The organism is Streptomyces durbertensis, assembly GCF_014156695.1.
In the GTDB taxonomy this organism is placed as follows: Bacteria; Actinomycetota; Actinomycetes; order Streptomycetales; family Streptomycetaceae; genus Streptomyces; species Streptomyces durbertensis.
This window is the reverse complement of record NZ_WMLF01000481.1, coordinates 1-3922: the sequence shown is the minus strand read 5'-3', so window position 1 is coordinate 3922 and position 3922 is coordinate 1. Positions and strand designations below refer to the sequence as shown.

Below are 3922 nucleotides of genomic sequence, written 5' to 3'. Positions count from 1 at the left end.
GCAACGGGTCCATCCGGGCCCAGATGCTCTGCCGTGTGGACATCCAGCCGGTGGGGCGCTGCTGCCAGACCGGCGAGTTCGCGAAGGCGGCGACGAGCACCGGGCCGAGCCGGTGGGCGAGCGTCCAGCGGTGGCGGAAGCCGGTGGGGCCGTCGGAGTCGTCCCCGGCGTCGAGGCTGACCTGGAGGGCGGCGGTGGAGCGCATCATGACCCGGCCCCACGGGCCGCCCCGGTCGAAGTGCGCCTCCATCGCCCGGTAGCGGGGGCTGTCCAGTACCCGGCCGGGCGAACGGTAGGGGTCCAGCCCCCGGCCGTGGAGTACCGCGCCGGCCTCCTCGTCGAGGACCCGGCGCACCAGCGCCAGGTCCGCCGAGGTCAGCGCCAGGCAGTGGGCGACGGAGTCGCCCGGGGCGCTGCTCAGTTCCAGCTGGCCGCCCGGCTCCCAGGTGAGGCGGCCGCCGCCGGGCAGCGCGCCCGGGGCGAAGAGCGGCGCGAGGGCCGTCTCCAGCCGTTCGGGCGGTACGCAGACGGTGGGGTCCTCCCGGTCGCGCACCAGCCATTCGAGTTCGACCCCGACGCGCCGGGGCGGGCCGGTCTTGAAGCAGATTCCCCCGATGTAGTCCTCGGCTGCTGCCTCGGAGAGTACGGCGTCCATGGCGACTCCTCGCGGGGTGACGGACGGACGGGCCGGAACACAATTTGTCTCCCTGCCCGGGAGAACCACTGTTCGAAACATGAACGCTCGGGGACACGGGTGGACGCCGGAGCACAGCCGGCTGCCGGGCGCCGGTGGCGCCGCTGCCTGCCCACGGTAGCCACGGGGTACGGCGTGCGCGCGCCGACCGGAGCCGCCGGGGTGGCGGCGGGCGAAGCGGTCGCGCGTGAGAGGAGTACCGCGCGCCCCGCGAGACGGGCGTGCGCGCCGCCGCGCGGCGCTCAGCGCAGCAGCAGTCCCGCCACCAGGGCCGCCAGCACACCCACCGGATGGAACGTCGCCAGGTTGAACGCCCTGAGCGCCGCCCCCGGGTCGCGCACGAGCAGCAGCGCGGGCCGCAGCAGCGTCAACGCCCCGACCACCACCGTCCCCACCAGTCCGACCGCGCCGAACACCGGCCAGGCCACCGCTGCCAGCGCGCCGCTCGCCGCGAACGCCACGAGCAGGAAGGCGACCGCGACCCGCACCGCGACCCGCGACCCGTACACCACGGGCACCGTCCGGACGCCGAGCCGCACGTCCTCCGTCACGTCGGCGAGGTCGTTGGGGATGTTGCGGCCGCCGATCTCCCAGGCGAACATCCACAGCACGAACAAGGCGAGCGGCAGCGGGTCGACGGTGGTGCTGAACGCGAACCAGCCGGCGCACGCGCCGACGGCCACCATCACGCCGCTGACCAGGAACTTGTACGGCGTGACGGTCGCCAGCCGGCAGTAGAGGACCTGAAGCAGCGCGGCGAGCAGGAACAGCAGCACGCACACCGGGTCGAGCAGCGCGCCGATCACCAGGGCGAGCACGCTCAGCCCGCCGATCCAGCCGAGCGCGAACCGCCTGGTGAGCAGACCCTGGGCGAGCGGGTGGCGGGCACCGGCGCTGTCGACGTCCGGGCCGGTGTCGGCACGCAGGCGGGCTCCGAAGCGGCGTTTGTCGACCCCCGCGTCCATCAGGTCGTTGGTCGCGAACACCGCGAGGAAGCCGGCGAGCCCGCCCACGGTCGCCAGCGCGAGCCGCCCCGGTGGGGGGCTGGGGTCCGCGAGCAGCGCGGCGACCAGTGGTTGGGCGACGCTCAGCGTCGCCTGCGTGCCGCGCGACAGCCCGTACAGGGCACGCGCCCGGTCGACGACGGACGCGACCGGCGAGCGCTCGGTAACGGTCACACGCCACTCTCCCTCGATCGTCACTCTCCCCCCGGTTCCGTCTGGTTCCCCCTTCCCCCGCCACCCCGGTCCCGGGTCTCACCCGCCGCCGGCTCAGCCGCCGTCCCGTCGGGACCACCGCGGGCCCGGGAGCGCCGGCAGCCAGGCCGGGGAGCCCACGTAGCCGTGGGCGAACGCGGTGCCGGCCGGGCCGGGCTCGACCAACCGCCGGATCCTTTCCAGTCGCAACTGTGCTTCGAAACGGCTGGCGGGATCGGCAGGCGCCGGCCGGCCGTCGGCGGGGTCCGCGTGCGGGAGGTGCAGCAGCCGCAGCAGTCCGTCCGAGAACTCCTGGGCCCGCCACGCCTCGTGCAGCCGCCGCTCCGGGTAGCCGGCCAGCGGGACCGGGTCGCCGTCGAGGAACTGGCGGACCAGCGAGTCCGCGAGGTCGGCGGCGTCGGCGACGGCCAGGTTCATGCCCTTGGCCCCGCAGGGGGTGAGTATGTGGGCGGCGTCCCCGGCGAGGAACAGCCGGCCGTGACGCGGGGCGGACACCACCGCGCTGCGCATCCGCAAAGCATCCGCCGGGCGGAAGGCGGTGATCCGGGGCAGTCCCGAACCCGCCGCCGCCAGACGCAGCCTGGCCTGCTCCCGGATCCGCTCCTCGGGCCAGCGCGCGGGGTCCTCGTCACCGGGGACCTGGAGGTAGAGCCTGGCCAGGTGCTCGGTGCGCGGCACCATGGCGGCGAAGCCGCGCTCGTGGATCGCGTACAGGACGCACTCCACCGGCCGGTCCACCTCCGCCAGCACGGTCAGCCAGTCGTGCGGGTAGCGCTGCCACACGCCGTCGCGCACGTCGGCCGGCAGCGCACGCCGGCTCACGCCGTGCCAGCCGTCCGCCCCCACCACCACGTCGCACTCCAGAACGAGGTCGGCGCACTCGACGCGGGGCCGCCGACCGGTCGTGTCCACGACGGCGGACGCCGGCTGACCGAAGTACGGGGCGCGCCCCTCCGCCTCCAGAAGCTCCACCAGGTCGCGGACCAGTTCCTGCTGCGGGTACACCCAGTGGTGAGCGCCGCCGGCACGCTCCGCGTAGTCGAACCGCAGCCGCCGGCCCAGGCACAGGAAGTCACAACGCCCGTGCCGCACGGCCTCCTTGGCCAACCGGCCGGCGAGTCCGTGCTCGTGCAGGAAGCGGACGACGCGGTCCTCCAGCAGGCCCGCCCTGGCCCGGGTCAGCACCGCCTCGCGCGGCAGCCGCTCCACGATCCGCACATCGATCCCGGCCCGCAGCAGCATCACGCCGAGCACCAGTCCGGCCGGTCCGGCGCCGACGATCCCCACCTGCGTCCGCAGCCGCCGTGCCGTGCTCATCGCGGCCCCCGGTCGGCGCGGCGGGCCCGCAGCGCGGGCACGTAGTCCGGATTGAACACCTCGGTCACCACCGCGAACGGCTCCTCACCGTGCCAGAGCAGATAGGTCTTGAACGCCGCGGGGGCGCCTTCCGGCGCCGTGCCGCCTTCCGGCACCGAGCCGCCTTCCGGCACCGAGCCGCCTTTCGGTGCCGGGTCGGCCGCCGGGGCGCTCGACGGGTCGGCCGCCGGGCCGCTCGACGGATCGGCCGCCGCCCGCCAGCGGTCCGTTCCGGCGGCCAGCAGTGTGCGGCGGAAACCCGTACCCGCCGCCTGCAACGCCGGGCCGAGCGGCGCCGACGCGTCGCCCATCACCCGCCGCAGCTCCGCCGGCACGTCGCCGGACGCCACTATCCGGTTCTCGGACAGCACGTCCCCCTCCGGCGTGACCAGCCGCGACCGGCGGACCAGCAGCTCCGGCCCGTCACCCGGGACGCCCAGCAGCTGCGCCTCGCGCGGCCACCACGCCGGACGGGCGCGTTCGAGCACCACCGCCGCCGGGCGCAGCGGACGCCCCGCCCACGCCTCGAGCAGCGTGGTGGTCATCCCCTCGCTGCTCAGCAGCATCCGTGTCAGCGGCGACGCGAAGTCGCCCGCGCCGCCCGCCGCCCGGCGTCCGTCCCGGGCGGCCCCGGTCTCCCTGTCTCTTATACACA

General features: G+C 75.4%; 4 protein-coding genes. All 4 read right to left on the bottom strand.

Going from position 1 to position 3922, the window contains the following annotated elements; all coding sequences use genetic code 11:
- Nucleotides 1-655: glutamate-cysteine ligase family protein (locus GL263_RS23015; RefSeq protein WP_228456760.1), on the bottom strand; the 655-nt coding region annotated here is incomplete at its 3' end.
- A 281-nt stretch (nucleotides 656-936) separates the two neighbouring features.
- Nucleotides 937-1872 carry a UbiA prenyltransferase family protein gene (locus tag GL263_RS23010; protein ID WP_323379531.1) on the bottom strand — a complete coding sequence of 312 codons (936 nt, stop codon included), beginning with the start codon at nucleotides 1870-1872 and terminating at the stop codon, nucleotides 937-939.
- 93 nt (nucleotides 1873-1965) lie between these two features.
- The gene (locus tag GL263_RS23005; RefSeq protein WP_182857663.1) at nucleotides 1966-3228 is read right to left on the bottom strand and encodes an FAD-dependent monooxygenase; all 1263 of its coding nucleotides are present in this window, start codon (nucleotides 3226-3228) and stop codon (nucleotides 1966-1968) included.
- Nucleotides 3225-3922 (bottom strand): hypothetical protein (locus GL263_RS23000; RefSeq protein ID WP_228456759.1); only part of this gene is annotated, 698 nt, incomplete at its 5' end. The genes GL263_RS23000 and GL263_RS23005, both read right to left, overlap by 4 nt.

Bases quoted from the DNA above. Each gene is read 5' to 3' on its own strand.
- GL263_RS23005 (WP_182857663.1), bottom strand. From the start codon at position 3,228: ATGAGCACGGCACGGCGGCTGCGGACGCAGGTGGGGATCGTCGGCGCC.